General features: G+C 76.4%; 22 protein-coding genes. 18 read left to right on the top strand and 4 right to left on the bottom strand.

Annotation, left to right across the window (positions count from 1 at the left end; genetic code table 11):
• The first annotated feature begins 1 nt into the window (after position 1).
• The 13 genes from carB (at position 2) to E9549_RS12470 (ending at position 15,586) form a co-directional block, all read left to right on the top strand.
• Positions 2–3,331 (top strand): carbamoyl-phosphate synthase large subunit, encoded by a 3,330-nt coding sequence (gene carB / locus E9549_RS12530; RefSeq protein WP_236826871.1) that lies wholly within the window; start codon positions 2–4, stop codon positions 3,329–3,331.
• Positions 3,328–4,692 carry a dihydroorotate oxidase gene (locus E9549_RS12525; RefSeq protein ID WP_236826870.1) on the top strand — a complete coding sequence of 455 codons (1,365 nt, stop codon included), beginning with the start codon at positions 3,328–3,330 and terminating at the stop codon, positions 4,690–4,692. Before carB ends, E9549_RS12525 begins: the two co-directional genes overlap by 4 nt.
• Entirely contained in the window at positions 4,689–5,567 is an 879-nt protein-coding gene (gene pyrF / locus E9549_RS12520) for an orotidine-5'-phosphate decarboxylase (protein ID WP_236826869.1), read from the top strand. The genes E9549_RS12525 and pyrF overlap by 4 nt, the downstream gene beginning before the upstream one ends.
• A gap of 328 nt (positions 5,568–5,895) precedes the next feature.
• Positions 5,896–6,252, top strand: a complete 357-nt coding sequence (gene mihF, locus E9549_RS12515; RefSeq protein WP_236826868.1) for an integration host factor, actinobacterial type — start codon at positions 5,896–5,898, stop codon at positions 6,250–6,252.
• A 44-nt stretch (positions 6,253–6,296) separates the two neighbouring features.
• Positions 6,297–6,896 (top strand): guanylate kinase, encoded by a 600-nt coding sequence (gene gmk / locus E9549_RS12510; RefSeq protein ID WP_236826867.1) that lies wholly within the window; start codon positions 6,297–6,299, stop codon positions 6,894–6,896.
• 59 nt (positions 6,897–6,955) lie between these two features.
• Positions 6,956–7,219, top strand: coding sequence for a DNA-directed RNA polymerase subunit omega (rpoZ, locus tag E9549_RS12505; protein ID WP_014376157.1), 264 nt, complete (start codon positions 6,956–6,958; stop codon positions 7,217–7,219).
• 132 nt (positions 7,220–7,351) lie between these two features.
• Positions 7,352–8,578, top strand: a complete 1,227-nt coding sequence (gene coaBC / locus E9549_RS12500; protein ID WP_236826866.1) for a bifunctional phosphopantothenoylcysteine decarboxylase/phosphopantothenate--cysteine ligase CoaBC — start codon at positions 7,352–7,354, stop codon at positions 8,576–8,578.
• 123 nt (positions 8,579–8,701) lie between these two features.
• Complete coding sequence (gene metK, locus E9549_RS12495) at positions 8,702–9,916, top strand: methionine adenosyltransferase (RefSeq protein ID WP_236826865.1); 1,215 nt, start codon at positions 8,702–8,704, stop codon at positions 9,914–9,916.
• A 43-nt stretch (positions 9,917–9,959) separates the two neighbouring features.
• Complete coding sequence (locus E9549_RS12490) at positions 9,960–11,942, top strand: primosomal protein N' (RefSeq protein WP_236826864.1); 1,983 nt, start codon at positions 9,960–9,962, stop codon at positions 11,940–11,942.
• A 152-nt stretch (positions 11,943–12,094) separates the two neighbouring features.
• Entirely contained in the window at positions 12,095–12,736 is a 642-nt protein-coding gene (locus E9549_RS12485) for an aspartate/glutamate racemase family protein (protein ID WP_236826863.1), read from the top strand.
• On the top strand, positions 12,733–13,266 hold the full coding sequence (gene def, locus E9549_RS12480) for a peptide deformylase (RefSeq protein WP_236826862.1): 534 nt from the start codon (positions 12,733–12,735) through the stop codon (positions 13,264–13,266). Before E9549_RS12485 ends, def begins: the two co-directional genes overlap by 4 nt.
• A complete protein-coding gene (gene fmt, locus E9549_RS12475; RefSeq protein ID WP_236826861.1) occupies positions 13,215–14,192 on the top strand; it encodes a methionyl-tRNA formyltransferase in 978 nt (325 codons plus the stop codon). The genes def and fmt overlap by 52 nt, the downstream gene beginning before the upstream one ends.
• The gene (locus E9549_RS12470) at positions 14,189–15,586 is read left to right on the top strand and encodes an RsmB/NOP family class I SAM-dependent RNA methyltransferase (protein WP_236826860.1); all 1,398 of its coding nucleotides are present in this window, start codon (positions 14,189–14,191) and stop codon (positions 15,584–15,586) included. Before fmt ends, E9549_RS12470 begins: the two co-directional genes overlap by 4 nt.
• A gap of 11 nt (positions 15,587–15,597) precedes the next feature.
• Here the strand turns inward: E9549_RS12470 and E9549_RS12465 are convergent, their stop codons facing one another.
• Positions 15,598–16,230 carry a response regulator transcription factor gene (locus tag E9549_RS12465; RefSeq protein ID WP_236826859.1) on the bottom strand — a complete coding sequence of 211 codons (633 nt, stop codon included), beginning with the start codon at positions 16,228–16,230 and terminating at the stop codon, positions 15,598–15,600.
• Positions 16,227–17,603 (bottom strand): sensor histidine kinase, encoded by a 1,377-nt coding sequence (locus E9549_RS24165; protein WP_236826858.1) that lies wholly within the window; start codon positions 17,601–17,603, stop codon positions 16,227–16,229. The genes E9549_RS12465 and E9549_RS24165 overlap by 4 nt, the downstream gene beginning before the upstream one ends.
• 176 nt (positions 17,604–17,779) lie before the next feature.
• Between E9549_RS24165 and E9549_RS12455 the strand changes: the two genes are divergently transcribed.
• The 3 genes from E9549_RS12455 to E9549_RS12450 all read left to right on the top strand — a co-directional run bounded on the left by E9549_RS12455 (position 17,780) and on the right by E9549_RS12450 (position 20,781).
• Entirely contained in the window at positions 17,780–19,642 is a 1,863-nt protein-coding gene (locus E9549_RS12455; RefSeq protein WP_236826857.1) for an ABC transporter ATP-binding protein, read from the top strand.
• A 5-nt stretch (positions 19,643–19,647) separates the two neighbouring features.
• A complete protein-coding gene (locus E9549_RS23395; RefSeq protein WP_255709039.1) occupies positions 19,648–19,770 on the top strand; it encodes a hypothetical protein in 123 nt (40 codons plus the stop codon).
• A 93-nt stretch (positions 19,771–19,863) separates the two neighbouring features.
• Positions 19,864–20,781, top strand: coding sequence for a protein kinase (locus E9549_RS12450; protein WP_236826856.1), 918 nt, complete (start codon positions 19,864–19,866; stop codon positions 20,779–20,781).
• 52 nt (positions 20,782–20,833) lie between these two features.
• Here the strand turns inward: E9549_RS12450 and E9549_RS12445 are convergent, their stop codons facing one another.
• Entirely contained in the window at positions 20,834–22,312 is a 1,479-nt protein-coding gene (locus E9549_RS12445; RefSeq protein WP_236826855.1) for an aldehyde dehydrogenase family protein, read from the bottom strand.
• Positions 22,313–22,359: 47 nt separating this feature from the next.
• Positions 22,360–22,983, bottom strand: a complete 624-nt coding sequence (locus E9549_RS12440) for a universal stress protein (RefSeq protein ID WP_236826854.1) — start codon at positions 22,981–22,983, stop codon at positions 22,360–22,362.
• A 109-nt stretch (positions 22,984–23,092) separates the two neighbouring features.
• Between E9549_RS12440 and rpe the strand changes: the two genes are divergently transcribed.
• Both rpe and ribD read left to right on the top strand, forming a co-directional pair.
• On the top strand, positions 23,093–23,764 hold the full coding sequence (gene rpe / locus E9549_RS12435; RefSeq protein ID WP_236826853.1) for a ribulose-phosphate 3-epimerase: 672 nt from the start codon (positions 23,093–23,095) through the stop codon (positions 23,762–23,764).
• Positions 23,761–24,945 (top strand): bifunctional diaminohydroxyphosphoribosylaminopyrimidine deaminase/5-amino-6-(5-phosphoribosylamino)uracil reductase RibD, encoded by a 1,185-nt coding sequence (ribD, locus tag E9549_RS12430; RefSeq protein WP_236826852.1) that lies wholly within the window; start codon positions 23,761–23,763, stop codon positions 24,943–24,945. The genes rpe and ribD overlap by 4 nt, the downstream gene beginning before the upstream one ends.
• Position 24,946 lies beyond the last annotated feature (1 nt).

The following is a 24,946-nucleotide window of genomic DNA, read 5'->3' as shown; positions in this document are numbered from 1 at the left end:
CGTGCCCAGGCGCACCGACATCCAGCACGTGATGGTGATCGGCTCCGGGCCGATCCTCATCGGCCAGGCCGCCGAGTTCGACTACTCCGGCACCCAGGCCTGCCGCGTGCTCAAGGCCGAGGGGCTGCGGGTCAGCCTGGTCAACAGCAACCCGGCGACGATCATGACCGACCCGGAGATCGCCGACGCCACCTACGTGGAGCCGCTGACCCCGGAGTTCGTCGAGAAGGTGATCGCCAAGGAGCGCCCCGACGCGCTGCTGGCCACCCTCGGCGGGCAGACCGCGCTCAACATCGCGATCGGCCTGTACGAGAACGGCGTGCTGGAGAAGTACGGCGTGCAGCTCATCGGCGCCGACGTCGACGCGATCAACCGCGGCGAGGACCGGCAGATGTTCAAGGACATCGTCCGGTCCATCGGCGCCGACGCCCCGCGCTCGCGGGTCTGCGCGACGGTCGAGGAGGCGCTGGAGACCGCCGAGGAGGTCGGCTACCCGGTCGTCATCCGGCCCAGCTTCACCATGGGCGGCCTCGGCTCCGGGTTCGCCACCGACGAGGCGATGCTGCGGCGGATGGCCGCGCACGGGCTGGCCGACTCCCCGGTGCACACCGTGCTGATCGAGGAGTCGGTGCTCGGCTGGAAGGAGTACGAGCTCGAGCTGATGCGCGACCGCAGCGACAACGTCGTCGTCATCTGCTCCATCGAGAACATCGACGCGATGGGCGTGCACACCGGCGACTCGGTGACCGTGGCCCCGGCGATGACGCTCACCGACGTCGAGTACCAGCGGATGCGCGACGTCGGCATCGCCGTGCTGCGCGAGGTCGGGGTGGACACCGGCGGCTGCAACATCCAGTTCGCCGTCAACCCCGCCGACGGCCGGCTGGTCGTCATCGAGATGAACCCGCGGGTCTCGCGGAGCTCCGCGCTGGCGTCCAAGGCGACCGGCTTCCCGATCGCCAAGATCGCCGCGAAGCTCGCCATCGGCTACACCCTCGACGAGATCACCAACGACATCACCGGCGTCACCCCGGCGGCGTTCGAGCCGACGCTGGACTACGTCGTCGTGAAGATCCCGCGCTTCGCGTTCGAGAAGTTCCCCGGCGCCGACCCCCGGCTGACCACGACGATGAAGAGCGTCGGCGAGGTCATGTCGATGGGCCGCAACTTCGCCGAGGCCCTGGGCAAGGCGATGCGCTCCACCGAGACGAAGGTGGCCGGGTTCTGGACCGGGGGTCCGGAACCGCGGTCGGCCGAGGAGCTGCTCGAGGCGCTGCGGACCCCGGTCGACGGGCGGCTCTACACCGCCGAGGCGGCGCTGGCGGCGGGCGCGACCGTCGAGCAGGTGGCCGAGGCGAGCGGCTTCGACCCGTGGTTCGTCGACCAGATCGCCCTGGTCCGCGAGGTCGCCGAGGAGGTCCGTGCGACGCCGTCGCTCACCGCGGGGCTGCTCCGGCGGGCCAAGCGGCACGGGCTGTCCGACCGGCAGATCGCCGCGCTGCGCCCCGAGCTCGCCGGCGAGGACGGCGTCCGGTCGCTGCGCTGGCGGCTGGGCGTGCGGCCGGTCTACAAGACCGTCGACACCTGCGCCGCGGAGTTCGCCGCCCGCACCCCGTACCACTACTCCTCCTACGACGAGGAGACCGAGGTGCAGCCGCGGGAGAAGGAGGCGGTGCTCATCCTGGGCTCCGGCCCCAACCGGATCGGCCAGGGCATCGAGTTCGACTACTCCTGCGTGCACGCCGTCATGGCGCTGCAGGACGCCGGCTACGAGGCGGTGATGGTCAACTGCAACCCCGAGACCGTCTCCACCGACTACGACACCGCCGACCGGCTGTACTTCGAGCCGCTGACCTTCGAGGACGTCCTCGAGGTGGTCGAGGCCGAGCGCGCGGCCGGGCCGGTGGCCGGGGTGATCTGCACCCTGGGCGGGCAGACGCCGCTGGGCCTGGCGCAGCGGCTCAAGGACGCCGGCGTCCCGGTGCTGGGCACCTCCCCGGAGGCGATCGACGCCGCGGAGCACCGCGGCGCGTTCTCCCGCGTGCTGGCCGACACCGGTCTGCTGGCCCCCAAGCACGGCACGGCGACGACGTTCGCCGAGGCCCACGCGATCGCGACGGGGATCGGCTACCCGGTGCTCGTGCGCCCCTCCTACGTGCTCGGCGGGCGCGGCATGGAGATCGTCTACGACGACGCCACGCTGGAGGGCTACATCGCCAAGGCGACCGAGGTCAGCGACGACCACCCGGTGCTGGTCGACCGCTTCCTGGAGGACGCGGTCGAGATCGACGTCGACGCCCTCTACGACGGCACCGACCTGTACCTGGGCGGGGTCATGGAGCACATCGAGGAGGCCGGCATCCACTCCGGTGACTCCGCGTGCGCGCTGCCGCCGATCACCCTCGGGTCGGCCGACCTGCTCAAGATCCGGGCGGCGACGGGGAAGCTGGCCGCGCGGATCGGCGTCCGCGGGCTGATGAACGTCCAGTACGCGATCAAGGACGACATCCTCTACGTCATCGAGGCCAACCCGCGGGCCAGCCGCACGGTGCCCTTCGTCTCCAAGGCGACGGCGGTGCAGCTGGCGAAGGCGGCGGCGCGGATCGCCGTCGGCGAGTCGATCGCCTCGCTGCGGGCCGCGGGTGTCCTCCCGGCCACCGGCGACGGCACCGACCTGCCCGACCACGCGCCGATCGCGGTGAAGGAGGCGGTGCTGCCGTTCCACCGGTTCCGAACCGTCGAGGGCCACGGGGTCGACACCGTCCTCTCCCCGGAGATGAAGTCCACCGGCGAGGTGATGGGCCTGGATGCGCAGTTCGGCACGGCGTTCGCCAAGTCGCAGGCCGCCGCCTACGGCTCGCTGCCCACCGGGGGCACGGTCTTCGTGTCCCTGGCCAACCGGGACAAGCGCTCCGCGGTCTTCCCGATCAAGCGGCTCGCCGACCTGGGCTTCCGCCTGCTCGCGACCACGGGCACCGCCCAGGTGCTGCGGCGCCACGGCGTCGCCGCCGAGGTGGTCGGGAAGTTCAGCGAGGGCCCGGGCAACATCGTGGAGCTCATCCAGGCCGGCGAGGTGGACCTGGTCTTCAACACCCCGTTCGGCGCCCCGGGCAACAGCGGCCCGCGGCTGGACGGCTACGAGATCCGCACGGCCGCGGTCAGCGCCGGCATCCCGTGCATCACGACGGTGCAGGGCATGGCCGCCGCGGTCCAGGGCATCGAGGCGCTCCGCCACGGGGGCATCGGCGTGCGCAGCCTGCAGGAGGTGCACGCGGCGCTGGCCGGCGGCACGCACGGCGGCCCGAGCACCTTCGCGGGGACGCAGGCGTGACGACGTCGTCGCCCGGCGCGGTCGCCCGGCTGCGCGACGACGTCGTCGCCCGCGGGCTGGTCGAGGGGCTGCCCGCGGCGTTCGCGGCGGGGCTCACCCGGTTCGGGCGGCCCCCGCAGGCCGACCTCGACGCGCTGACCGGTGCGGCCACCGACCTGGCCGCCCGGCTGGCCACCGGCGCGGTCGGCGAGGACGACCTGCCGCTCCTCACCCGCGTGCTCTGCACCGCCCGCCGGGCCGACCTGCTGGCCGCGCACGGGCTGCCCACGCCCGCCTACGACGTGCTCGGCTCCTTCCGCGAGAACCTGGAGCGGCCGCTGGGCCCGCGGCTGCCCGAGCGGCCGACCGCGGGTGGGCGGCGCTGGCCGCTGCTCGGCCGCACGGTGGGGTTCCCCGTCGGGGTCTCCTCGTGCGTCCTCAACGGCAGCGCGGCGTGGGTGCGGCACAACGTGGCCAACGGCTGGAACGTGCTCACGTACAAGACCGTGCGCGGCCGCGCCCACCCGCCCAACGAGGCCCCGAACTGGACGGTCGCCCCGGCGCAGACGGCGAGCCTTCCCCCGGGAGCCGTCGCGGACGTCGTATCCGACCCCTGGGACTGGGTGCCGCCGGGCTCGCCGGCGGTGAGCAGCGTCAACTCCTTCGGCGTCCCGTCGCCCGAGCCGGAGGAGTGGATGGCCGACCTGGCGCGCGCCGTGGCCGCCGTCGGCGAGGAGCAGGTGCTGCTGGTGAGCGTCATGGGGGAGGGCGACGACCTGGCGGCTGACTTCGCCCGCACCGCGCTCCTGGCGCAGGAGGCCGGCGCGACGGTGGTCGAGCTGAACCTCTCCTGCCCCAACACCCTCGACCGGTCGGCGGCCGGGGTGAAGCCGCCGCTGTGCCTGGACGCCGACGCGACCGTCGCGGTCGTCGAGGCGGTGCGACGGCAGCTCGACGACCGCACGGGGCTGGTGGCCAAGCTCTCCTGGCTGGACGTCGACCGGCTGGCTGCGCTCGTCCCTCGGCTGGCCCCGCTGGTCGACGGGATCGCCGGCATCAACACCGTGCAGAGCCGGGTGCGCCGCAGCGACGGCACGCCCACCTTCCCGGGGCGCGAGCTGGCCGGGCTGTCCGGGATAGCCGTCCGCGAGCCGGCGCTGGACTTCACCCGCCGCCTGGTCGCCCTGCGCGCGTCGGGCGGGGCGCACTTCGACGTCCTGGCGATGGGCGGGGTGACCGACCCCGCCTCGTTCGAGGCGCTCTTCACCGCCGGGGCCGACGCCGTGCAGGCCGCCGCCGGCGCGTTCGCCGACCCCATGCTCGCGCGGCGCTGCGTCGACGCGCTCGGCGAGACCCTGCCCCGATCCGTGGAGGCCCCGTGAACGCACCCTTCGGTCAACGGCTCGCCGACGCCGTGGCCGCCCGGGGGCCGCTGTGCGTCGGCATCGACCCGCACGCCGCCCTGCTGGACGCCTGGGGGCTGCCCGACAGCGCCGAGGGGATAGCCGCGTTCACCGACGCCGTCATCGGCGCGCTGGCCGGGTCGGTCGCCGTCCTCAAGCCGCAGATCGCCTTCTACGAGCGGTTCGGCTCCCGCGGCGTCGCCGTCCTGGAGGAGGGGGTGGCCCGGGCGCGGGCCGCCGGGGCGCTGGTGCTGCTGGACGCCAAGCGCGGCGACATCGGCTCGACCATGGCCGCCTACGCCGACCACCTGCGCGCCGACCACCCGCTGGCGGTGGACGCGATGACCGTCAACCCCTACCTGGGACCGGGCTCGCTGCAGCCGGCGGTCGACACCGCGCGGCAGCACGGCGGGGGGCTGTTCGTGCTGGCCCGCACCTCCAACCCCGACGCCGGGACGCTCCAGCACGCGCGCGCCGGCGAGCGGTCGGCCGCGCAGGTCGTCGTCGACACCGTGCGCGGGTGGAACACCCCGGGCTGGGTCGTGGGCGATCCGCTGCCCGACCCCGGTGCCGTGCGGGACCTGGCGACCGGGTTCGGGCCCACCACCGGCTCGTTCGGGGTGGTGGTCGGGGCGACGCTGCGGGAGCTGGACGTCGACCTGGCCGGTCTGGGCGGTCCGGTGCTGGCACCCGGCCTCGGTGCGCAGGGCGGCACGGTGCGCGACCTGCGCCGGCTGTTCGGCGTCCGCGCCGCGGTCGTGCCCACGGTGTCCCGGGACGTGCTCGGCGCGGGCCCGGACCCGGCCGCGCTGCGGGCCGCCGCCGAGCGCTGGGCGGAGGCGCTGGCGGCCTGAGCGGGGCGGGAACCGCTGCCGGGCGTGTCGTCCCGTCGGCGTGTCGCGGCGCCTCGGACCAGGTGCGCGGGCAACCGACCCGGCGAGACCCGACCGTCCGGTTAGCGCATCCGACCTGGGCTGATCACGGAGGGTCACCGAAAGGGCGGCGATCGTGCGGACCCGGGGTGCCGGGGCCGTGCCGCGGGTCGCCGCGTCCGCGCGGACCTGCGGATTTGCCCTGAACTCCCAGGGCGGACAGGCTCGCAGCCGGGGACGCGGTGCGTCCCCGGAAACCGAACGACCGCCGGTCGCACATCGGCCGACGACGACACGATTGGGTTGCACGATGCCCCTGCCTGAACTGTCCCCGGAACAGCGGGCCGCCGCCCTCGAGAAGGCGGCCGCGGCCCGCAAGGCGCGCGCCGAGCTGCGCGAGCGACTCAAGAGCAAGGGCGCCACCGTCGGCGACGTCCTCAAGCAGGGCGAGACCGATGAAGTGATCGGCAAGATGCGGGTCTCCGCGGTCCTGGAATCCCTGCCCGGTGTGGGCAAGGCGCGGGCTGCGAAGATCATGGAGCGCCTGGAGATCTCCCCCACGCGACGCGTGCGGGGGCTGGGCGCCAACCAGCGGCGGGCGCTGGAGGCCGAGTTCGGCGGCGACACGATCGACGCCGACCAGGTCCCCGCCGACGGCTCCGTCTGAGGGGGTCGTCGGCAACCGCCGACGACCCCGGGCGAGGACGACGAGTGGCAGCAGCGACACCGGCACGGCTGACCGTGCTCTCCGGACCCTCCGGGGTCGGCAAGGGCACCGTGGTCGCCGAGGTCCGGCGGCGGCACCCCGAGGTCTGGGTGTCGGTGTCGGCCACCACTCGTCGTCCCCGGCCCGGCGAGGTCGACGGCGTGCACTACCACTTCGTCTCCGCCGCCGAGTTCGACCGGCTGATCGCCACCGACGGGCTCCTGGAGTGGGCGGAGTACGCGGGCAACCGCTACGGCACCCCGCTCGCGCCGGTGCAGGCGCAACTCGCCAGCGGCCGGCCGGCGCTGCTGGAGATCGAGCTCCAGGGCGCCCGGCAGGTCCGGGCCCGCGCCCCCGAGGCGCAGCTGGTCTTCCTCGCCCCGCCGTCGTGGGCCGAGCTGGTGAGCCGGCTGGCCGGGCGGGGGTCGGAGCCGGCCGCCGTCCAGGAGCGCCGGCTGGCGATCGCGCAGGCCGAGCTGGACTCCTCCGGCGAGTTCGACGTGGTGGTGGTCAACGACGACGTCGCCCGCGCCGCGGACGAGTTGGTAGGCTTGCTGACTGCGCCCTCGCCCGGACCCCTTCCGGGCACCGGCGCCCACGAGTGAGCCCGCCGGTCCGCCGGCCGCCCGCTCCCACGAAAACGATCGAGGAGACCCGTCCGACCGTGTCCGGAGTCGCACCCGCCCCCGAGGGCATCACCAACCCGCCGATCGACGAGCTGCTCGAGCGCACCAGCAGCAAGTACGGCTTGGTGATCTTCGCCGCCAAGCGCGCGCGCCAGATCAACGCCTACTACAGCCAGCTCTCCGAGGGCCTGCTGGAGTACGTCGGCCCGCTGGTCGACACCGCGCCCCAGGAGAAGCCGCTGTCGATCGCGCTCCGCGAGATCAACGAGGGCCTCCTGGCGCACACCGCCGGCGAGAACTGAGACAGGACCCCCTCGCCCCCCACCGCTCGCTCTACTCGCGGCGGGCCCCTGCGAGGGGGCCGTTCCATCCCTTTCTGGTGACGCCCCCGGCCCGCGCCGGGGGCGTCGTCGTGCCTGCGGCAGGATGAGCGCATGAGCCGGATCGTGCTGGGTGTCAGCGGGGGAGTGGCCGCCTACAAGGCCGCGCTGCTGCTGCGGGCCCTCACCGAGGCGGGGCACGACGTCCGCGTCGTCCCCACGCCCGGTGCGCTGCACTTCGTCGGGGCGGCGACCTTCGAGGCCCTCTCCGGCAACCCCGTCACCACCGACGTATGGTCCGACGTCCCCGAGGTCGCCCACGTGCGCATCGGGCAGACCGCCGACCTCGTCGTCGTCGCGCCGGCCACCGCCGACCTGCTGGCGCGGGCCGCGGCGGGCCGGGCCGACGACCTGCTCACCGCCACCCTGCTCACCGCGCACTGCCCGGTCGTCTTCGTGCCGGCCATGCACACCGAGATGTGGCTGCACCCCGCGACGCAGGACAACGTGGCGACGCTGCGCCGCCGGGGCTCGATCGTCCTCCCGCCCGCCGTCGGCCGGCTCACCGGGCCCGACTCCGGCCCCGGCCGGCTGCCCGAGCCCGGCGACGTCGCCGCCCTGGCCGCCGTCGTCCTCGAGGGCGGCGCCGCCGCGCTGCCCCGCGACCTCGCCGGCCGGACGGTGGTCATCAGCGCCGGCGGCACCCGCGAGCCGCTGGACCCGGTCCGCTACCTCGGCAACCGCTCCTCGGGCCGGCAGGGCTGGGCGCTGGCCCGCGTGGCCGCCGCCCGCGGCGCCGAGGTGGTCCTGGTCGCGGCCAACGTGGAGGCCCCCACCCCCTTCGGGGTCCGGGTCGTGCCCGTGGAGACCGCCGAGCAGCTGCGGACGGCGGTGCTGACCGAGGCCCAGGCCGCCGACGTGGTGGTCATGAGCGCGGCGGTGGCCGACTTCCGCCCGGCCGGCGTCGCCGCGACCAAGCTGAAGAAGGGTTCGGCCGCGGAGCCCAGCGCGGTGGAGCTGGTCCGCAACCCCGACGTGCTCGCCGAGCTCGTCGGCGAGCGGCGGCCCGGTCAGCTCGTCATCGGTTTCGCCGCCGAGACCGGGGACGCCGACGGCGACGTGCTCACCCACGCCCGGGCCAAGCTCGCCCGGAAGGGCTGCGACCTCCTCGTGGTCAACGACGTCTCGGCGGGCCAGGTGTTCGGCCGGCCGGACAACGCCGTCGTCGTGCTCGCCGCCGACGGCGCGGTCACCGAGGTCCCGCGGGGCAGCAAGGACGCCGTCGCCGCCGGGATCTGGACCGCCGTCGCCGCCCGGCTGGGCGGGCCCGGCGAGGCCTGACGGAGCCGTCGTGCCCGTCGCGGGGGTGCGCCGGTAACGTTCCTCCCCGGTGCTCCGCACCGAACGTCCGTCGAGCCGCCGTCGCTCCGCCCCCACCCGCCCACCGTCCCAGGGAGTCACCGAGTGCCACGCCGCCTCTTCACGTCCGAGTCGGTGACCGAGGGCCACCCGGACAAGATCGCCGACCAGATCAGCGACTCGATCCTGGACGCGATGCTCGCCCAGGACCCGCGCAGCCGCGTCGCCGTCGAGACGCTCATCACCACCGGCCAGGTGCACATCGCCGGCGAGGTCACCACGGCCGGGTACGTCGACATCCCGGCGATCGTCCGCGAGACGGTGCTCCGGATCGGCTACGACTCCTCGCGCAAGGGTTTCGACGGTGCCTCCTGCGGCGTCAGCGTGTCCATCGGCGCCCAGTCGCCCGACATCGCCCAGGGCGTGGACGTCGGGTACGAGTCGCGGACGCAGGCCCAGGTCCGCGACCAGGAGCAGGCCGTCGAGGATGCGATCGAGCGCCAGGGCGCCGGCGACCAGGGCCTGATGTTCGGGTACGCGACCGACGAGACCCCCGAGCTGATGCCGCTGCCGATCGCGCTGGCCCACCGGCTGTCCCGCCGGCTCTCCGCGGTGCGCAAGGACGGCTCGGTGCCCTACCTGCGGCCCGACGGCAAGACCCAGGTCACCGTCGTCTACGAGGACGACCGCCCGGTGGCCGTCGACACGGTCGTCGTCTCCTCGCAGCACGCCGAGGACATCTCCATCGAGACGCTGCTCACCCCCGACATCGAGGAGCTCGTCGTCGAGCCGGAGCTGGCCGCGCTCGGCCTGCCCACCAAGGGGCACCGGCTGCTCGTGAACCCGACCGGCAAGTTCGTCATCGGCGGCCCGATGGGCGACGCCGGGCTCACCGGCCGGAAGATCATCGTCGACACCTACGGCGGCATGGCGCGCCACGGCGGCGGTGCCTTCTCCGGCAAGGACCCGTCGAAGGTCGACCGCTCGGGCGCGTACGCGATGCGCTGGGTCGCCAAGAACGTGGTGGCCGCGGGCCTGGCCCGCCGCTGCGAGGTGCAGGTGGCCTACGCCATCGGCGCCGCGCACCCGGTCGGGCTGTTCGTCGACACGCAGGGCACCGGCGCGGTCGCCGACGAGGTGCTGGAGAAGGCGATCACCTCGGTGTTCGACCTGCGGCCGGGCGCCATCGTCCGCGACCTGGACCTGCTCCGCCCGATCTACGGCCCCACCGCCGCCTACGGCCACTTCGGCCGCGCTGACCTCGACCTGCCCTGGGAGCGGCTGGACCGGGTCGAGGCGCTGAAGGCCGCGGTCGCCTGAACCGAAGGACCCCGCCGACCCCCGGAGCCGGGGAGTTGTCGGTGTGAGCACGGAGACTGGTCCGGTGCAGGTCGCCCGGGTCGTCGTCGACGTGCCCCTGGCGCACCTGGACCGGCCGTTCGACTACGCCGTCCCGGAGAAGTACGCCGGCACGGTGCAGGCCGGGTGCCGGGTGCGGGTCCGGTTCCACGGCCGGCTCGTCGACGGCGTGGTCTGGGAGCTGGCGGAGAGCACCGACTTCGCCGGCCGGCTGCAGCCGCTCTCGCACGTGCCCTCCGGCGAACCGGTGCTCACCTCGCAGGTCGCGCGGCTGGTCCGGGCCGTGGCGGACCGCTACGCGGGGACGGCGAGCGACGTGCTGCGGCTGGCCCTGCCGCCGCGCCGGGGCGCCGCCGAGAAGCGGGAGTCGCCGACCCCCGCGGCCCTGCCCGAGCCGCCGGACCCCGCCGGGTTCGCCCGCTACCAGGCCGGGCCGGCGCTCCTGTCCGCCCTGGCCGAGGGGCGGCCGGCGCGCGCGGTCTGGACGGCGCTGCCCGGTGAGGAGTGGCCCACCCGGCTCGTCGAGCTGTGCCGCGCGGCGCTCGCGGGGCGGCGCGGGTCGCTGGTGGTGGTCCCCGACGGCCGGGACCTCGACCGGCTGGCCGCGGCGGCGCAGCGCCTGCTGCCCGAGCACTCCTTCACCGTGCTGCGGGCCGACGACTCGCCCGAGAAGCGCTACCGGCGGTTCCTCGCCGCCTCGCGCGGCGCCGCGCAGGTGGTGCTGGGCACCCGGGCGGCGATGTTCGCGCCGGTCCGGGACCTCGGCCTGGTGGTCGTCTGGGACGACGGCGACGACCTGCACTCCGAGGAGCGGGCGCCCTACCCGCACGCCCGCGACGTGCTGGTCCAGCGCGCCTGGCTCGACTCCTGCGCCGCGGTGGTCGCGGGCACGTCGCGCACCGCCGAGGCCGCGCTGCTCGTGGAGTCCGGCTGGGCCAACGAGCTGGTCGCCGACCGCCCGGCGCTGCGCGCCGCGGCCCCGCGGGTGCAGGCGCTGGGCGACGACTTCGAGCTGGCCCGCGACCCGGCGGCGCGCACCGCGCGCCTGCCCTCGCTGGCCTACGAGACGGCCCGCCGCGCGCTGGCCGCGGGGGCACCGGTGCTCGTGCAGGTGCCCCGGCGCGGCTACGTCCCGTCGCTGGCGTGCGCCCGCTGCCGGGCGCCGGCCCGGTGCGCGCACTGCGCGGGCCCGCTGGGCATATCGCCGCGACCAGGTCCCGGGGGGACCCGCATCCCGGCCTGCCGCTGGTGCGCCCGGCCGGCGGCCACCTTCGACTGCCCGCACTGCCACGCGACGAAGCTGCGGGCCGCGGTGGTGGGGGAGTCGCGCACCGCCGAGGAGCTCGCGCGCGCCTTCCCGGGCACGACCGTGCGCACCTCCGGCAGCACGTCCGGGGTCCTCGCCACCGTGCCGGCGGGGCCGGCGCTGGTCGTCGCCACGCCGGGGGCGGAGCCGGTGGCCGACGGCGGTTACGGCGCCGCGCTGCTGCTGGACTCCTGGGCGCTGCTGGGCCGGGCCGACCTGCGGGCGGGGGAGGAGACGCTGCGCCGGTGGACGACCGCCGCGGCGCTCGTGCGACCGGCCTCGGCCGGCGGGCAGGTGGTCGTGGCCGCCGACGCCGCCCACCCGGTGGTGCAGGCCCTGGTGCGCTGGGACCCGGCCTGGCTGGCCGAGCGGGAGCTCGCCGACCGCCGGGAGCTGGGGTTCCCGCCGGTGACGCGCATGGCGTCGCTGGTGGGGTCGCCGTCCGCGCTGGCGGAGTTCCTGGCCACCGCACGGCTGCCCGACGGCGCCGACCTGCTGGGGCCGGTGCCGGAGCGGCCGCGGCCGGGGCAGGAGGGGGAGCGCGAGCGGTACCTGGTGCGGGTGCCGCGGACCGAGGGCGCCGCCCTGGCGCACGCGCTCGCCGAGGTGCAGGGCGTGCGGAGCGCGAAGAAGGTGCCCGAGCACGTGCGCGTGCAGCTGGACCCGCTCGACCTGGTGTAGGCGTCGCCGCTGCGGTGGTGGTCTCCCGGTGCTGCTGCCCCCGGCCGGTCGCGCTCTGCCCCGTCTGCGTGGGCAGGGCGCGACCACGCGCGGGAGAGCCCGGAGGCCCGCACCGCTGCGCCGGGCGCCGGCGAGCTGCGACGATGCCGGGCGTGCGGACGATCGGGCTGCTGGGCGGGATGAGCTGGGAGAGCAGTGCGCTGTACTACCGGCTGCTCAACGAGGCGGTGCGCGACCGGCTCGGCGGGTTCCACTCGGCGCGCTGCATCCTCCTCTCGGTGGACTTCGCCGGCGTCCAGCGGCTGCAGGCGGCCGGCGAGTGGGCCGCCGCGGGGGAGCTGCTGGCGGCCGACGCGCGTGCGCTGCAGGACGCCGGCGCGGACCTGGTGCTGCTGTGCACCAACACGATGCACACCGTCGCCGATGCGGTGACCGGCGCGATCGACGTCCCGGAGCAGCCCGACCGCGACCTGGTGCACCGGGTGATCTACGACGAGCTGGTGCTCGGCGTCGTCCGCGAGGAGTCGCGGCGGACCTACCAGGAGGTGGTCGGCCGGCTGGTGGCCCGCGGCGCGCAGGGGGTGGTGCTCGGCTGCACCGAGATCGAGCTGCTGATCGGGCCGGACGACGTCCCCGTCCCGACCTTCCCCACGACGGCGCTGCACGCCGCCGCCGCCGTCCGGGCCGCGCTGGGAGAAGGACCCCGCTGCCCCCCACCGCTCGCGAGCTCAGGGCGGGACCCTGCAGCGGGCCGCTCCAGCACCTCAGCAGCGCCGCCTACGATCGACCGGTGAGCGTCACCCCCATCCGGCTGTTCGGCGACCCGGTGCTGCACCGGCCCGCGGCCCCCGTCGTCGACTTCGACGCCGAGCTCCGGCGGCTCGTCGACGACCTCACCAACACCATGCGGGCCGCCGGTGGCGCGGGTCTGGCCGCGCCGCAGATCGGCGTCGGGCTGCGGGTCTTCACCTGGTACGTCGACGGCGAGGTCGGCCACCTGGTCAACCCCGACGTCGCCCCGGTGGGGGAGGAGGTGCAGGACGGCCCCGAGGGCTGCCTGTCCATCCCCGCCCTGCGCTACGACTGCCGGCGCCACCTGCACGTGGTCGCCACCGGCTGGAACGTGCACGGCGACCCGGTGCGGGTCGAGGGTTCCGAGCTGCTGGCCCGCGCGATCCAGCACGAGACCGACCACCTCGACGGCGTGCTGTTCGTCGAGCGGCTCGCCGACGCCGACCGCGCCGCCGCGCTCGCCGAGATCCGGGCCGCCGAGTGGAACGGCCACGGCAGCTACCTCCCCGTCGTGAAGGTGAGCCCGCACTGAAGCTCCTGTTCGCCGGCACGCCGGCGCCCGCCGTCCCGTCCCTGGAGGCGCTGCTCGCCTCCGACCACGAGGTCGTCGCCGTCCTCACCCGGCCGGACGCCCGCTCCGGGCGCGGCCGGAAGGTCAGCCGCTCCCCGGTCGCGGAGCGGGCCGACGCGGCCGGCCTCCCGGTGCTCCAGCCGCGTTCGCCCCGCGAGCCCGAGTTCCTCGAGCAGCTCGCGGCCCTCGGCGTCGACTGCGTGCCCGTGGTGGCCTACGGTGCTCTGGTGCCCCAGGCGGCGCTGGACGTGCCGCCGCGCGGCTGGGTGAACCTGCACTTCTCGCTGCTGCCCGCGTGGCGGGGGGCAGCGCCGGTGCAGCACGCGATCATGGCCGGCGACGAGGTGACCGGGGCGTCGACCTTCCTCCTGGAGGCGGGCCTGGACACCGGGCCGGTCTACGGCACCCTGACCGAGGCCATCCGGCCGCGGGACACCGCCGGCGACCTGCTCGAGCGGCTGGCCGTCAGCGGAGCGCAGCTGCTGCTGGCCACCCTGGACGGCATCGCCGCCGGTGCGCTGGAGCCGCAGCCGCAGCCGGCCGAGGGCGTCAGCCTCGCCCCGAAGGTGGAGACGGCGGACGCCCGGGTCGACTGGACGCTGCCCGCCCACGTGGTGGACCGGCGGATCCGCGGCGTCTCCCCGGCCCCGGGCGCGTGGACGACGTGGCGGGGGGAGCGGATGCGCCTCGGCCCGGCCGTGCCCGTCCCCGGGGGCCCGGCCCTGGCGCCCGGTGAGCTGCACGTCGACGGGGACGTGCTCGTGGGCACCGGCCACGGCGCGGTGCGGCTGGACCAGGTGCAGCCCGCGGGCAAGCGGATGCTGCCGGCGGCGGACTGGGCCCGCGGGGCGCGTCCCGCCACGGGCGAGCGGCTGGGCGGCGGGTGACCCGCCCGCCCGAGCGCCAGGGAGGCGCCCCCCGCCGCGGCGGCCGCCCGCGCCCGGCTCCCCGGCGGCGCCCGCTGGACGGGGCCCGCCTGACCGCGTACGACGTCCTCGACGGCGTGTCCTCGCGCGACGCCTACGCCAACCTGCTCCTCCCGCAGCTGCTGCGCGAGCGCGACCTCGAGCCCCGCGACGCCGCCTTCGCCACCCAGCTCGCGTACGGCGCGCTGCGCGCCCGGGGCACCCTCGACGCGATCCTGACCGGGCTGGTGTCCCGCCCGCTGACCGAGCTGGACCCGCGGGTGCTGGACCTGCTCCGGCTGGGCGCCTACCAGCTCGTCGACCTGCGGGTGCCCTCCCACGCGGCCGTGGACACCACCGTCGCCCTGACCCGCGCCATCGTCGGCACCGGTGCCTCCGGTCTGGTCAACGCCGTGCTGCGCAAGGTCGCCGCGGGCGGCGACCGGGCCGCGTGGCTGGCCGCGCTGGGGGCCGGGGGCGACGAGCGGCTCGCGCTGGCCACCGACCACCCGCGCTGGATCGTCGAGGCCTGGCGCGACGCACTGGGTGGCGACGACGAGCTGGAGCCGGCGCTGCTGGCCGACGACGCGGCCCCCGAGGTGCACCTGGTCGCCCGGCGCATGGAGCGCGCCGCGCTGGCCGAGGAGTCCGGCGGTTCGCCGGGCCCGTGGTCGCCGTACGCCGTCCGGCTCGGCGGGGGGGACCCGGGCCGTCTCGCGGCGGTGCGCTCGGGGCGGGCGGCGGTGCAGGACGAGGGGAGCCAGCTCGCCGCCCTGCTGCTCGCTCGCGCACCGCTCGAGGGGCCCGACGAGGCGTGGCTGGACGTGTGCGCCGGCCCCGGCGGGAAGGCCGGGCTGCTCGCCGCGCTCCGGCCCGGCGGCGTCCGGCTCACCGCCGCCGACCGCGCGCCGCACCGGGCCGAGCTGGTCCGCCGCGCACTGGCCGGGGAGGCCGACGTCGAGGTGCTGGCCGCCGACGGCCGGGAGCCGCCGTGGGCGCCGGGCTCCTTCGACCGGGTGCTGCTGGACGCCCCGTGCACGGGCCTGGGCGCGTTGCGCCGCCGTCCGGAGGTGCGCTGGCGGCGGACCCCCGAGGACGTCCCGGCGCTCGTCGAGCTGCAGACCGAACTGCTCGCCGCCGCGCTGGCCTCGGTGCGCCCCGGCGGGGTGCTGGCCTACGTGACGTGCTCACCGCACACGGAGGAGACGGTGGCCGTCGTCGGCACCGCCGCCGCCCGGGACGACGTCGAGGTGCTGCCGGTGGCCCCGCTGTTCCCGGAGGTGCCGGGCATCGCGCGCGGGGACTTCGGGCAGCTGTGGCCGCACCGGCACGGCACCGACGCGATGTTCATGGCGCTGCTCCGCCGGACCCGCTGAGGCCGCCCCCGTCAGGCGCGGTCCGCGCCCTGCCGGTGGCGCTCGGCCCAGAGGGCGGCCTGCGTCCGGTCGGCGACCCCCAGCCGCTGGAGGATGTGGGTCACGTGCGCCTTCACGGTGCGCTCGCTGATGGCCAGCCGGCGCGCGATGGACTTGTTGGGCTGCCCCTGGCGGATCAGCTCCAGCACCTCGCGCTCCCGTTCGGTCAGCGGGTCGGCCTGCGCCCGCCCGCGCACCTCGGACAGCAGCGACCGGGCGACCGCAGGGTCGACGGGTGCGTCGCCCCGGACCACCGCCCGCACCCCGTCGAGGACGGTCTCGGCCTCGCTCTGCTTGAGCAGGTAGCCGTCGGCGCCCGCGTGGACGGCGGCGAGCACCAGGTCGGCGTCGGCGAAGGACGTCAGCACCAGGATGCGGACCGGGTCCCCGGCCGCGCGCAGGGCCCGGATCACCTCGACGCCGTCGAGCACGGGCATCGACAGGTCGAGCAGGAGCACGTCCGGCCGCAGGGCCGCCACGGCCGCCAGGCCCGCCCGCCCGTCGGCCTCCGTGCCGACGCAGACGACGTCCGCGGCGGTGCCCAGCAGGTGCGCGAGCCCGGTCCGGACGATCGAGTGGTCGTCGACGACCAGGACGCGGATCACCGGACCGCCCCGGCCGCGGGCACGGCGGCGGCCGGCCGGGGGCCGGCCGGCTCGACGGGGACGGTGACCGTCAGCCGGGTGCCGCGCCCGGGACAGCTCTCCGCGGTCAGCGAGCCCCCCGACTCCCCGATCAGGTCCGACAGCGCGCGCAGCCCCAGGTGGCCGGCAGCGCTGCGCTCGGCCAGCCGGGCGTCGTCGAAGCCGACCCCGTCGTCGTCCACGACCAGCGTGACGACGTCGTCGCGGCGGGTCAGCGTGATCCGGACGGTGCGGGCCCGGCTGTGGTGGGACACGTTGCGGACCGCCTCCAGGGCGCAGCGGTACAGCAGCGCGGCCGCGGGGCGGGGCAGGCCGTCGGCCGGGCCCGCGTCCAGGACCACCTCGCAGCCCCGCCGCTCCAGCCCCGCGGCCAGCCCCTGGAGCGCCGGCCCGAGCCCCGCGGCGGGGAGCGGTGGCGGGCTGAGGTCCACGAGGAGCCGGCGGAGCTCCGAGACGCAGCGGCGCAGGCCGCCGGCCGTGGCCGCCAGCAGGGCGCGGGTGCGGGGGTCCGCGGAGCCGCCCAGCCGGGCGGCGTCCAGGTCGTAGGTCAGCCCGGTGAGGTCCTGCACGACGCCGTCGTGCACGTCGTGGGCGATGCGCCGCCGCTCGGCGTGGGAGGCGTCGACGGCGGCCCGGAGGAGGACCGCCTCACCCTCCTGGCTGCGGCGCAGCCGCCGGGCCAGGTCCCACGCCAGCGGAATCTGCAGCAGCTCGAGGGCCAGCAGGGCGCCCAGCCCGGCCGGGGCGAAGCGCCGCCAGGCCTGCTCGGCGGCCTCGGCGACCGCGTCGTAGGACTGGTACACCTCCACGATCAGCGGCCGGCCGCTGCTGTCGCGGACGCCGACGTAGGCCTCCAGCAGCTCCCCGTGACCGCGCTCGTACCGGTTTTCCGGGTCGGACAGGTCGCTGACGTGGGAGAGGACGACGTCCCCGGAGAGCACCCGGAGCTCGGCGTCGTCCAGGGGGAACACGCGGCCGATCAGGCGCGGCTCGTCCGACCAGACCAGACGGCCCTCGGCGGTCCAGACCTTCACCCGGACGACGGGACCGGAGGCGACGACGGGCTGGACGGCGTCGGCCAGGGCCGCGCCGGCCCCGGGGTCGCCCACGGCCACCTCAGGGGTCAGCCGCGGCTCCACGACGCCGTGGGCCACGACGCGGGCCAGCCGCTCGGCCGAACGGGTCGCCTCCTGCTCGCCGGCGTGCTGGGCGAGGACCCCGGTCACCCCGATGAGCGCGGCCGTCACCAGCAGCCCGGCGAGGGTGAACCGGGCGACCGAGCCGGCGACCGAGACCCTGGCCCCGACCCCGCTGCTGCGGCGACTTCGCGACACGGGCGGAGGGTAGGCGCGGATGCGCTGGTGGAGAGGGGGGTGCACCCCGGACCCCCAGTTTCGGGTGGGACCGCGGTACTAGCCCCAACGTCCACTGGAGGACGCGACCCCCGGCGGGGGAACGTGCCGCCATGCGACGGCACGGCGCTCCGCCCGGACCCCGGGGTCTGCGGCCGGTGCTGCCGTTCGTCCGTCCCGAGCGCGGCCGGCTCGCGCTGGCGGCCGGTGCCTCCATCGGTCAGGTGGGCTGCTCGTTGCTGCGCCCCTGGCCGCTGGCGCTCGCGGTCGACTCCGCGCTCGGCGGGCTGCCGCCGCAGGGCCCGGCGGCGCCGCTCGCCGGTGTGGATCCGGTGGGCCTGCTGGTCGTCGCCGCGGTCGCCACGGTGGCGCTGGTCGTCGCCGAGGGGCTGCTCGGTGTCGCCGCGACGGCGAGCAGCGAACGGGCGGCCGAGCGCATCGGGGGCCGGTTGCGGGCCGGCGTCTTCGCCCACGTGCTGACCCTCTCGCTGCGCTGGCACGACCGGACGCGCTCCGGCGAGGTGGCCAACCGGCTCACCACCGACGTGGGGCGGGCCCTCGACGCCGTCGTCGTCACGTTCACGACGCTGGTCCCCGACCTGCTGCTGCTCACCGGCGTGCTGGTCGTGCTGCTCGCCGTCGACCCGGTGCTGGCGTTGCTCGGGACGACGGTGCTGCCGGTCCTGGCGTGGCTGACCGCGCGGCAGCGCCGGCGGGTCCGGGCGGCCGAGCAGGCCGCCCGCGCCGCGTCGGGACGGCTGGCCGCCACGGCGGTGGAGCTGCTGCGCAACGTGCGGGCCGTCCAGGCGTTCGGCCGCCTGGACCGGGCGCAGGCGATGTTCGCCGCGCACAACGACAGCACGGTCGCCGCCGAGCAGGCCGCGGTCACCACCGAGGCCCGGTGGTCGCCCGTGCCGTCGGTGGTCCTCGCCTTCGGCACCGGCGCCGTCCTGCTCGCCGGCGGCCTGCAGGTGCGCGACGGGGTGCTGACCACCGGGGAGCTCCTGGTGGTCCTGGCCTACCTGCGCGACCTGCAGTCCCCGGTCCGCGGCCTGGTGCGGCTGACCGGGGTGCGGGCGAAGGCCGCGGCCAGCATCGCGCGCCTGGCCGAGGTGCTCGACTGCACCGAGGCGGTGCCCGCGCCCGCCCGCCCGCACCCGGTGCCGCCGGTGCGGGAGGGGCTGCGGCTGGAGGGCGTGCGGTTCGCCTACGCGCCGGACCGCCCGGTGCTCGACGGCTTCGACCTCACCGTCGCGGCGGGGGAGACGGTCTGCCTGTTCGGGCCGAGCGGATCGGGCAAGAGCACCGTCCTGCAACTGGTCCTGCGGCTGTACGACGTCGACGGCGGCCGCATCCTGCTCGACGGGACCGACCTCCGCGGCTTCGACCCGGTGCAGCTGCGCCAGAGCCTGGCCTACGTGCCCCAGGACCCGTGGCTGCTCGACGGCACGCTCGCGGAGAACATCGCGTTCGGCAACCCGGCGGCGACCTGCGAGGAGCTGGTGGCGGCGGCGCAGGCGGCCCGCGTGGAGGAGTTCGCCGCCCGCCTGCCCCTGGGCTACGACACGCCGCTGGGCGAGAGCGGGGCCCAGCTGTCGGGCGGCCAGCGCCGGCGGGTGGCCCTCGCCCGGGCCGTGATCTCACCGGCACCGGTCCTGCTGCTCGACGAGCCGACCGCCTCCCTGGACCGGGAGGCGGCCCACCAGGTGATCGCCGCGATCCGCACCGTGGGCCGCGGCCGCACCGTGCTGGTCGTCACGCACGACCCCCGGCTGGCCGCCATCGCCGACCGGACCGTGGAGGTGCAGCCGCCGGCCGGCCCGCTGCCCGCGCCGCCGCCGGTCGTCGCGGCCCGCCCGGTCGCCGCCCGTCCCGTCCCGGCGCACAGCGCCCGCGGCGGCGCCACGCCGCGGCCGCCGGTCGCGCCCGCGCCCACGGCACCCGCCGGGTGCGCACCTGCCACCGGCCCGGGCCGCAGCCCGGCCCGCGCCGGTCGTCCGTCCCAGGGGGAGAGGAGGTGACCTGCATGTCCACCACCCGCGTCCTCGGCGCCGTCGTCTCCGCGCCGAGTCACCGGAAGAAGAAGGGGCGCAGTCGCAGCAAGAGCCGCAGCTACTCCCGTTCGCGCTCGCGCTCGAAGAAGTACTGAGAGCGCTCCCCCGAGCGAAGCGTCCCCCCGGCCGTCCCCCCAGTCCCGGCCGGGGGGACGCTTCCCCGCCCGAGCCCCTCGAGGAGTACCGCCGTGAGCCTGCCGCCCGTGCGCCCGGACCGGGACGACGGCGGCCCCGTGTGGGCCCCGCCGCGCGGGAGCCACCTCGTGCCGGGGCAGCTGGCGTGGGAGGAGCTGGCCGTCGGGCACCACTGCCAGACCTGGTTGTGCTGGTCGGCGCAGCTGTGGCAGCCGACCCTGGTGAAGGTCGTCCGCCCCGGCTGGTCGCGGCCGCGCTGGACCCGGGCGCTCGGGCGGGAGGCCCGCGCGCTGCGGGCGGTGCGGCACCCGGTCTTCCCCCGGCTGCTCGGCAACGGCACCCGCGCGCCGCTGCCGCACCTGGTCCTCGAGTACCTGGACGGTCCCGCGCTCGACGAGGTCGTCGGCGAGGACGGGCCGCTGCCCGCGCCCGACGCGGCGCGCCTGGGCGTGGCGCTGCTCTCGGCCCTGCGTGGGCTGCACGCGGCCGGCCACGCGCACCTCGACGTCTGCCCGGACAACGTCCTCCTCGTCGACCGCCGCGCGCGCCTGGTGGACCTGGGCGCCTCCCGCCCGCTGGGGCACGTGCTGCGACGGGGGGAGGAGGTCGGCACCGACGGCTTCGTCGCACCGGAGCTCGCCGCGGCTCGGGGCGGGCCGGTGACGGCGGCGATGGACGTCCACGGGGTCGGCGCGACGCTGCGCGCCGTCCTCGACCCGGCGAGCGGCCCCGGACCGCTGGACGGCGTGCTGGACGCGCTCACCCACCCGGAACCGGCGGCCCGGCCGACCGTCGAGCAGGCGCTCCGGCTGCTGGTCCGGCGCACCGGCCGGGGGGCGGACCGCCCCTGGCCCCGCTGGGCCGACCGCGAGCTCGCCCCCGCCGCACCCCACCGGCGGGCGCCGCGCGGGCTCGCGGGCCGGGCCGCCGGAGGCGCCGGGCGCGACGGGCTCGTGGCGATCAGCGGGTGACGACCCCGGGTCCGTCGCACCCGGTGTGGACCCGGTGCGCCCGCCGGGGTCGTCAGAAGGGGAAGCGGCGCCGGGTGTGCTGCACGCTCACCCAGTGGTCGGTGGTGAACTCCTCGATCGCCCACTCGCCGCCGAACCGGCCCAGGCCCGACTCCTTCTCGCCGCCGAACGCGGTGTTGTTCTCGTCGTTGAGCGGGGAGTCGTTGACGTGCGTCATCCCCGCCTCGACCTGCAGCGCGAAGTTGACCCCGCGCAGGGTGTCCCGGGTGAAGACGGCGCTGGAGAGCCCGTACTCGGTGTCGTTGGCGATGGCGAGCGCGTCGGCCTCGTCGCGGGCCCGGATGATCGTCGCGACGGGGCCGAACACCTCCTGGCGGGCGGTGGCGACGTCGTTGCCGCCCAGCAGCACGTGCGGGGGCAGCACCGAGCCGATCGGTCCGGTGGGGTCGCCACCCAGCAGCTGCTCGGCGCCGTCGTCCCGGGCCTGGGCCACCTTCTGCTGGATGCCCTCCAGCTGCTTGCCGTTGATGATCGGGCCGATCACGGTGTCGGCCTCGCGGGGGTCGCCGGCCTTCAGCCCGCGCACCCGCTCCACGTAGCGGTCGACGAACTCGTCGTGCACCGCGGCGTCCACCACGATCCGGTTGGTGATCATGCACACCTGGCCCTGGTGGAAGAACTTCCCGAACACCGCGGCGTCCACGGCGTACTCCACGTCGGCGTCGTCGAGCACGACCAGCGGGCCGTTGCCGCCCAGCTCCAGCGAGAGCTTCTTGAGGCCGGCCTTCTCGGCGATCCCCTTGCCCACCGGCGTGGAGCCGGTGAAGGACACCACGCGCGGCGTCGGGTGGCTGACGATCGCGTCACCGATGTCCCGGCCGGCGCCGATGACGACCGACAGCAGGCCCGGGGGCAGCCCCGCCTCCTCGTAGACCTTGGCCAGCAGCAGGCCCCCGGTGACCGGGGTGTCGCCGGCGGGCTTGAGGACGACGGCGTTGCCCAGCGCCAGGGCGGGGGCGACCGAGCGGTTGGACAGGTGCATCGGGACGTTCCACGGGCTGATCACCGCGACCACGCCGACCGGCCGGCGGTAGACCCGGCTCTCCTTGCCCTCCACGTCGGCCGGCAGGATCCGGCCCTCCACCCGGTACGGGTAGGACGACGCCTCGTGGAAGTCCCGCAGGGTGATCGCGAACTCGAACTCGGCGGCCGGCGCCGCGGCGCCGCTCTCGCGGATGTGCCAGTCGACGATCTCGTCCTTGCGGGCCTCCATGATCCGGGCGGCGCGGCGCATCACCTCGGCGCGGTCGCCGGGCAGCCGGGCGGCCCACTCGCGCTGGGCCTCCCTCGCCGTGGCGTAGGCCTCGTCGAGGTCGTCGGCGTCCGCGAGCGGGATCTCGGTCAGCGTCTCGCCGGTGTAGGGATCGGTGTCGGTGGCGGTCCTGCCGGCCCGGCCGGCCCGCCAGGTGCCGCCGATGGGCATCCGGTCGAAGCCGTCGTAGGGCGCGGGTGCGGTGGTGTCGGAAGCCATGGGTGCGGCCCTACCCGGTCGCCCGCAACGGACACGTCCGTCCCCGGTCAGCCGGTCGCGGGCCCGGCGAGCAGCACGGGGACGGGGGAGTGCCGGGTGACGTGCTCGGCCACGCTGCCGAGCACGCGGTGCGAGAGGCCCCGGCCCCGGCGGCCCACGACGACGACGTCGGCGCGCTCCTCCACCGCGACGTCGAGCAGCGCGGAGGCGGGGCGGCCGCTGACGATCTCGATGACCGGTCGCGGGGCGGTGAACCAGCCGGCCCGCTCGGCCAGCAGCGCGCGGCACCGGTCCCGCTCGGTCTCGTCGCGGAACTCGACGACGTCGGGGTCGACGGCCATCACCAGCACCACCCGTGAGCCCGCGGCGTCGAAGAGCCGCACCGCGTCCCGCAGGGCCCGGTCGGACTCCGGGGACCCGTCGACGCCCGCGACCAGCGTGACCGCGCCCGCGGACACCGGTGTCTCGTCGGTCAGGGGCGTGCGCTCGACCACCCGGTCCTCGCTCCGGGCGCGTTCGAGCGCCATCGGTACGAACAGCGGACCCAGCACCGCGCCGAGGAACCACCACTGCGGCGCGCGGTAGCCGCGGCGGCCGAGGAAGAGGGCGGCCCCGAACCCGGTGGCGACCCAGATGACGAGGACGAGGGCGACGAAGACCGACGTCGGCACGGCGGTTCCTCCCGTGGCTCGCGGGGGCACCATCGCCGTGCCCCTCCCACGCCTGACGCCCGGCGGACGCCTCCGGTTCCCGGCCGGCGGCCACCTAGACTCGGCGGACGTGCCCCGCGAACCGATGATCGCCCCGAGCCTGCTCTCCGCGGACTTCGCCCGGCTGGCCGACGAGGTGGCGCGCGTGGCCGACGCCGACTGGCTGCACGTCGACGTCATGGACGCCCACTTCGTCCCGAACCTGACCCTGGGGCTGCCGGTGGTCGAGGCGATCCAGCGGGTCAGCCCCGTCCCCCTGGACTGCCACCTGATGATCGAGGACCCCGAGCGCTGGGCGCCGGGCTACGCCGAGGCCGGTGTGCGCAACGTGACCGTGCACGCCGAAGCCTGCCGCGACGCCCGCGCCGTCGCCCGGGACATCCGGGCCGCCGGGGCGCTCGCCGGGCTGGCGATCAAGCCCGGCACGCCGCTGGAGGCGCACCTCGACGTGCTGCGGGACTTCGACACCCTGCTGGTCATGAGCGTCGAGCCGGGCTTCGGCGGCCAGGCCTTCATCGCCGACGTGCTGCCCAAGGTGCGGGAGGCCCGCCGGCTGGTCGACAGCGGTGAGCTCACCCTCCTGGTCGAGATCGACGGCGGCATCAACGGCGACACCATCGAGCAGGCCGCCGAGGCCGGCGTCGACATGTTCGTCGCGGGATCGGCCGTCTACGGCGCCGACGACCCGGCGACGGCGATCGCCGCGCTCCGCGCGCAGGCCGCCGCCGCGATGCGCGGGTGAGCCCCTCCCCGGCCGAGCGCTCCGCCAGCACCCCGGCGCACGAATCCAGCGCGAGCACCCCGGCGCACGAGTCCAGCGCGAGCACCCCGGCGCACGAGTCCAGCGCGAGCACCCCGGCGCACGAGTCCAGCGCCATGGCCCGGGCGCGGGAGCTCGCCGCCGCCGTCCTCGGGACGACGAGCCCCAACCCCGCGGTCGGCGCGGTGGTCCTCGATGCCGACGGCGGTGTCGCCGGCGAGGGGGCCACCGCCCCGCCCGGCGGCCCGCACGCCGAGGTCGTCGCCCTGGCGCAGGCCGGTGAGCGGGCCCGGGGCGGCACCGCCGTCGTCACCCTGGAGCCGTGCGCGCACACCGGGCGGACCGGCCCGTGCGCCGACGCCCTGCTGGCCGCCGGCATCGCCCGGGTCGTCGTCGCCGTGCCCGAGCCGACCCAGCTGGCCGGCGGGGGAGCGGACCGCCTGCGGGCGGCCGGCGTCGACGTCGTCCTGGGCGTGGAGCAGGAGGCCGCGGAGCGCGGCGCGCTGGCCGGCTGGCTCACCGGGGTACGGGAGCACCGCCCGTACGTGGTCTGGAAGGTGGCCGCCACGCTGGACGGGCGGGTCGCCGCGGCCGACGGCAGCAGCCGTTGGGTCACCGGGCCGGAGGCGCGCGCCCAGGTGCACCGGCTCCGGGCCGGCTCCGACGCCGTCGTCGTCGGCTCGGGGACCGCGCTCACCGACGACCCGCAGCTCACCGTCCGGGACGCCGACGGCCGGGACGCCGCCCGGCAGCCGCTGCGCGTCGTCGTCGACCGCCGGGACCGCCTGCCGGCGCACGCCCGCGTGCTCGACGACGCCGCCCCCACGCTGGTCAGCCGCGCCGGGTCCCCCGGGGAGCTGCTGGCCGAGCTCTTCGCCCGCGACGTCCGGCGCGTGCTGCTGGAGGGCGGGCCCACGCTCGCCGCCGCGTTCCTCCGGGACGGGCTGGTCGACGAGGCCGTCGTCCACCTCGCCCCCAAGCTGCTGGGTGCCGGCCCGTCCCTCGTGGGCGACCTGGGAATCACCGGCATCGGCTCGGCGCTGTCCTTCTCGGTCGCCGACGTCCTCCGGTTGGGTGGGGACGTGCAGATCCGGCTGCACCCCACCCGGCACACTGGTGGGAGCACCCGCACGAGCGGGGACGGCGTGGACGGAGGGAGCTGAG

Source organism: Blastococcus sp. MG754426 (assembly GCF_021699055.1).
GTDB lineage: Bacteria > Actinomycetota > Actinomycetes > Mycobacteriales > Geodermatophilaceae > Blastococcus.
Note: the sequence above shows the minus strand (reverse complement) of the source record. Positions and strands in the feature narration are given on the sequence as shown.